This is a genomic window from Stenotrophomonas sp. Ps181, from assembly GCF_025697425.1.
Taxonomy (GTDB): domain Bacteria; phylum Pseudomonadota; class Gammaproteobacteria; order Xanthomonadales; family Xanthomonadaceae; genus Stenotrophomonas; species Stenotrophomonas sepilia.
This window is the reverse complement of sequence record NZ_JAHWBI010000003.1, coordinates 669,448-675,447: the sequence shown is the minus strand read 5'-3', so window position 1 is coordinate 675,447 and position 6,000 is coordinate 669,448. Positions and strand designations below refer to the sequence as shown.

At 67.3% G+C, this 6,000-nt stretch carries 3 protein-coding genes; all 3 read left to right on the top strand.

Going from position 1 to position 6,000, the window contains the following annotated elements; translation table 11 throughout:
* Positions 1 to 758 precede the first annotated feature (758 nt).
* The 3 genes from KXV01_RS09980 (at position 759) to KXV01_RS09970 (ending at position 5,967) form a co-directional block, all read left to right on the top strand.
* Positions 759 to 974, top strand: coding sequence for a hypothetical protein (locus KXV01_RS09980; protein WP_005410085.1), 216 nt, complete (start codon positions 759 to 761; stop codon positions 972 to 974).
* 207 nt (positions 975 to 1,181) lie between these two features.
* Positions 1,182 to 3,569 carry a Tex family protein gene (locus KXV01_RS09975; protein WP_099495728.1) on the top strand — a complete coding sequence of 796 codons (2,388 nt, stop codon included), beginning with the start codon at positions 1,182 to 1,184 and terminating at the stop codon, positions 3,567 to 3,569.
* A gap of 208 nt (positions 3,570 to 3,777) precedes the next feature.
* Positions 3,778 to 5,967 (top strand): PAS domain-containing protein, encoded by a 2,190-nt coding sequence (locus tag KXV01_RS09970; RefSeq protein ID WP_049438476.1) that lies wholly within the window; start codon positions 3,778 to 3,780, stop codon positions 5,965 to 5,967.
* Positions 5,968 to 6,000 lie beyond the last annotated feature (33 nt).

Below are 6,000 nucleotides of genomic sequence, written 5' to 3'. Positions count from 1 at the left end.
GGCCAACTCCACGGCTTGGTGCTTGAACTCATCGGTGTAGCTACGACGGGTGATACGGGACATAAGGGGCCTCCAAGTGCGATCAAAGTATCGCTTCTTGGCGTCCGCTGACGGGGGGCCAGATCAGACACCCCCGCGAACCCAACCCGACCGCCCTCTGACAGATGGCTGTGGCCTGCACCACCCACGGAAAAGAAAAAGAACAGCAGAAGCGGGTCGCGCGCTGCGCTTGCTCGTGTAGAGCCGAGCCTGCGCTCGGCTTCGCGACAGGGCCAGGAAGCAGCCGAGCGTGGGCTCGGCTCTACAAAAAGCAGCCGGCCAAGCTGCTTTTGCTTTTGATCTTCTTTTTTCTTCTCCGTGGGTGGCGGCAGGCACCAGGAATCTGTCAGCGGCCGGGAGGGTGGGTAGGGCGGGGTGTCCGCGGCATGGATGCCGCGGCCAAGCCCCCATGGATGGGTTCACGGCGTCCCCGGCCTACCCACCCTCCCGGCAAGCCCACAGGAAACCGGCTTTCCGCGACCAACCAAACCACCCACGAGGGGCTGCGCCGTTGGCGGGAATCCCCCACGGATTCGTTAGCCGGAAGTTAAGGATCCGTAAGCATTCTGCTGCGATCCCGCAGTCATCTGCATGCAACCGATCGTCATTAGCCTTCGTGACGTTCCAGTCAGGTTCGACGCGGTAAGCTCTCCCTCGATGAGCTCGCAGCATCGCTCATCGAGCGCAGTACGCAGTAGCAATTTGGAGGAAGACATCACATGGCAATCGTTCTTTATGTCGGTGGTAGCAAGGATGGCGAGAAGGGCGTGGTGCCCTACGGCTTCAGCAAATCCCGCGCCGACACCGCGCTGGGGCCGGAGTTCTACACGGAGCGGTTCATGGAACTGCAGGGTGTCGGCAAGGTCCGCCTGATGGCCCTGGAAGGCATGCGTGACGAGATCGTCATGCAGCGCGCCGCCCGCCACTACCGCTGACCTTCGCAACACGCGGCAGGGCGCGCCCACCATCGCGCGCCCGCGCCGGCATCCCAGCCCCGGGCCAGTCCGAGCCCGCTCTTCGCCAGGATGCCGGCGTCCAATCCGGCTACGCCGCTGAACCTTGCGCCCTGTCAATGCCTTGTCCGGCTCCGTCGTGGGTTGCCAGAATGGGGTCTTCCCGTAATGCGGCACAGACCTGAAGCAATGCACGACGCCAAGAACGCCCAGAGCGCGCTCGCCCAGCAGATCGCCCAGACCATCGCCGACGAGATCGGTGCCCAGTCCGCCCAGGTACGCGCCGCCGTCGGCCTGCTCGACGAAGGTGCCAGCGTTCCGTTCATCGCGCGCTACCGCAAGGAAGTGACCGGTGGCCTGGACGACACCCAGCTGCGCAACTTGGAAACCCGGCTGACCTACCTGCGCGAGCTGGAGGACCGTCGCGCGGCGGTGCTGGCCAGCATCGGCGAGCAGGGCAAGCTCAGCGACGAGCTGCGCAATGACATCCTGGCCGCCGATACCAAGAGCCGGCTGGAAGACCTGTACCTGCCGTACAAGCCCAAGCGCCGCACCCGTGCGCAGATCGCCCGCGAGGGCGGCCTGGAGCCGTTGGCCGATGGCCTGCTGGCTGACCCGACGCAGGACCCGCAGACGTTCGCGGCTGCCTTCGTCGACGCCGACAAGGGTGTAGCCGACACCAAGGCCGCGCTGGAAGGCGCGCGCGCGATCCTGATGGAGCGCTGGGGCGAAGACGCCGCGCTGGTCGGTGAACTGCGCACCTGGCTGGGCGAGACCGGCGTGATCCGTGCCCGCGTCGCCGAGGGCAAGGAAACCGAGGGCGCCAAGTACCGCGACTATTTCGAGCATGCCGAGGCGCTGGCGAAGATTCCGTCGCATCGCTTGCTGGCACTGTTCCGTGCGCGCCGCGAGGAGATCCTGTTCCTGGAACTGGACCCGGGCAGCGATGCCGAGGCTGGCCATCAGTACGCCGAAGGACGCGTGGCGCGCAAGGCCGGCATCGCCGACCAGGGCCGTGCCGCCGACCGCTGGCTGCTGGATGCGTGCCGCCTGACCTGGCGCGCCAAGCTGCACACCCATCTACTGCTGGACCTGTTCAACCAGGCCCGCGAAAAGGCCGAAGCCGAAGCCATCGCGGTGTTCGGCGACAACCTGAAGGACCTGTTGCTGGCGGCACCCGCCGGCCCGAAGACCGTGCTCGGACTGGACCCGGGCATCCGCACCGGCTGCAAGATCGCCGTGGTCGATGCCACCGGCAAGCTGGTCGCCACCGACACCATCTACCCGCACGAGCCGCGTCGCCAGTGGGAGCAGTCGCTGCAGACGATCAAGCAGCTGTGCGCCAAGCACAACGTGGAACTGATCGCGATCGGCAACGGCACCGCCAGCCGCGAAACCGACAAGCTGGCTGGTGAAGCGATCAAGGCCGCCGCCAACCCGAAGCTGCAGAAGGTAGTGGTCAGCGAGGCCGGCGCGTCGGTGTACTCGGCGTCCGAGTTCGCGGCCAGGGAGTTCCCGGAGCTGGACGTGTCGCTACGTGGGGCAGTGTCGATTGCCCGCCGCCTGCAGGACCCGCTGGCCGAACTGGTGAAGATCGAACCCAAGGCCATCGGTGTCGGCCAATACCAGCACGATGTTGACCAGTACCGCCTGGCGCGGGCGCTGGACGCACGGGTCGAGGACTGCGTCAATGCCGTGGGCGTATACGTGAACACTGCTTCGGCTGCACTGTTGTCGCGGGTGTCCGGCCTGTCGGCCACGGTGGCCGAGAACATCGTGCGCCACCGTGATGCGAACGGCCCGTTCAAGCGCCGCAAGGACCTGCTGAAGGTCGCGCGCCTGGGCGAGAAGACCTTCGAACAGTGCGCGGGCTTCCTGCGCATTGCCGACGGAGATGAGCCGCTGGATGCTTCGGCGGTACACCCGGAAGCCTACGCGGTGGTCGAGCGCATCGTGGCCAGCACCGCGCGCCCGATCAAGGCGCTGATCGGTGATGGCAGCTTCCTGCGCGGCCTGAAGGCCGAGCAGTTCACCGATGCCACCTTCGGCGTGCCGACCGTGCGTGACATCCTCAAGGAACTGGAGAAGCCGGGCCGAGACCCACGCCCCGAGTTCAAGGCGGCACGCTTCGCCGAGGGCGTCGAGGACATCAAGGACCTGCGCGAGGGCATGGTGCTCGAGGGTGTGGTCAGCAACGTGGCGGCCTTCGGTGCCTTCGTCGATATCGGTGTGCACCAGGACGGTCTGATCCACATTTCGGCCCTGTCCGATACGTTCGTGAAGGACCCGCGCGACGTGGTCAAGGCCGGCGATATCGTCAAGGTGAAGGTGCTGGAGGTGGACGTGGCGCGCAAGCGCATCGCTCTGACCCGGCGCCTGGACGATACCCCCGGGCAAGCCACCAGCCGCCCGGGCCAGCGTGATGAGCGCAGCCATGGGCAGGGGCCGCGCCGCGATGCAGGCGGCCAGAACCGCGGGCCGAACCGGGGCCAAGGCAATGGCGGCCGTCCTGCCGCGTCCGCGCCCCCGGCCAACAACGCCCTGGCCGAGGCCTTCGCCCGCGCCAAGCGCAGCTGAGGACCGTGTTCCCCGTCACGCTTGATTCGTGGCGGGGGACTTGTCGATTTTCCCCGTGATTGCGCACACTTGCGCTTGAGGGGAGGCGTCCGGCCACCCCGCTGTTGCTGGGGAGGGCCATGACGCCAGCACCACCCGTTGCTTGTACCGGCGGCCGCAGCGCTGCGCTGCGGTCGACGCCTGCCCGTGCCGGCAGGAGACCGGATTGATGCCGGGCCAGGGCACCCACGGCAATGGACTGCTGGAGCGCCGCCTGCAGGAGCTGGCGGAAGAGCGTCGCCGCCTGGCGATGATCATCGACGGTACCGCCGCGGGAACCTGGGAATGGAACGTGCAGACCGGCGAGATGCGGGTCAACGCGCGCTGGGCCGAGATCGTCGGTTACCGCCTGGAAGAGCTGGAACCCATCTGCCAGAAGACGTTCCTGAAGCTGGTCCATCCCGATGACATTGCGTTGTCCGATGCTGCGCTGGACGACCATTTCCAAGGGCGCAGCGACAACTACGCCTGCCTGCTGCGCATGCGCCACAGGAACGGCCAGTGGATCTGGATCCAGGACCGTGGCCGCGTCTTTGAATGGGACGGGCAGGGCATGCCGCTGTGGATGGCCGGTGCCCATGCCGACGTCACCGAGCTGCAGCAGGCGAGGCAGGACGCGGCCGAAACCCGCCAACGCCTGCAGGCCGTGGTCGATGCGTCCGATGAGGTAGCGGTGATCGCCACCGATACCGATGGCACCATCACTCTGTTCAACACGGGTGCGGAGCGCCTGCTGGGCTACAGCGCAGCGGAGGTGGTCGGCCAGCGCCGGCTCGATGCGTTCCACGATCCGGGGGAACTGGAAGCCTGGCTGGGGCCGCTGGCCGATGCCGAGGGCAACCTTCCCGACGTGTTCGAAGCGCTCAGTGCTCGCGCTGACGGGCAGACCTACTCGCGGCAGTGGACGTTGCTGCGCAAGGAGGGCCTGCCACGCCAGGTGCGCCTGTCGATCAGCCGCATGGAAGGTGCCGATGGCGCACGCATCGGCTACGTCGGCATGGCCATCGACATCACCGAAATCCTGCAGGCACGGGCCGAGGCGCGGTTGTCGGCGGAGAAGTTCGCAGGTGCGTTCACGTCGGCGGCGTTGGGCATGGCACTGGTGTCGCTGGAGGGGCGTTGGCTGGACGTCAATGATGCGCTGTGCCGGATCCTGGGTTACCCGCGCGAAGAGCTGCTGCAGGTCGACTTCCAGCGCCTGACCCATCCCGATGACCTGCAGACCGACCTGGCCCTGGTGCAGGATCTGCTGGCCGGACGGCGCAGCCATTACCATCTTGAAAAGCGCTATCTCGACCGCGACGGCCGCATCATCTGGGCGCGGCTGTCGGTGTCGCTGGTGCGCAGCGAGCATGGCCAGCCACTGCATTTCGTGTCGCAGATCCAGGACATCACCGCCCAGCGCAGCAGTGAGCAACGGCTGTTCGAGAGCGAACAGCGCAGCCGCATCACCCTGGATGCGGTGGCCGACCTGGTGCTCAGCGTCAACCTTGACGGCCGCATCGACTATGCCAACGCGGCCGCGGTACGCACCCTGGCTGGTGATGGCGCGCTGTCGCTGGCCGGGCACAGGGTGCAGGACGTGCTGGCGCTGACCACCGAGTACGCGCCCGGCTCGGTACTGGATGTGTCGGTACTGCTGGACCCGGAGAGCAACGCGGTGGATCTGCACGCCGACCTGCTGCTGCGCCTGGGCACGGCAGCGGTGCCGGTGGACCTGACGCGGGCCTGGCTGCGCGATGACGAGGGCCATGTGCGCGGTGCGGTGTGGGTGCTGCGCGACGACACCCAGCAGCGGGCGCGGCAGCGCGAAGCCCGCCACCTGGCCGAGATCGATCCACTGACCGAACTGAGCAACCGCCGCGGTTTCGAGGTGCACCTGCAGCAGGCGATCACCCGCGTCGAGCGCACCGGGCAGGCCGCGTCGCTGATGTACATCGATCTGGACCGCTTCAAGCCGGTCAACGACACCTGGGGCCACCTGGCCGGCGATGCCGTGCTGTGGGCGGTGGCCAGTGTGCTGAGACATGGTGTGCGTGATTCGGACGTGGTGGCGCGGCTGGGCGGCGACGAGTTCGCGGTGATCCTGTCCGGGTGTACGCCGCGTCGTGCCGCGCGGATCGGCGGTGAACTCCTGCAGACCCTGTCAGCGCTGTCCATTCCGTGGGATCAGCATCGGCTGCGGGTCGGTGCCAGCATCGGCATCGCGCCCCTGGCGGGGGGCATGAGCGTGGACCAGGCAGTGGCCGCTGCCGATGCACAGTGCTACCGGGCCAAGGCGCTGGGGCGCAACAACGTGCAGGTGCAGGGCGAGCTGTCGGGGCTTCCAGGCGACGATGCCGACGCCGCCCAGGACTGATCTCAGCCTGTGAGAGGACGCGCGCGAATACTG

Bases quoted from the DNA above. Each gene is read 5' to 3' on its own strand.
- KXV01_RS09980 (WP_005410085.1), top strand. From the start codon at position 759: ATGGCAATCGTTCTTTATGTCGGTGGTAGCAAGGATGGCGAGAAGGGC.
- KXV01_RS09970 (WP_049438476.1), top strand. From the start codon at position 3,778: ATGCCGGGCCAGGGCACCCACGGCAATGGACTGCTGGAGCGCCGCCTG.
- KXV01_RS09975 (WP_099495728.1), top strand. From the start codon at position 1,182: ATGCACGACGCCAAGAACGCCCAGAGCGCGCTCGCCCAGCAGATCGCC.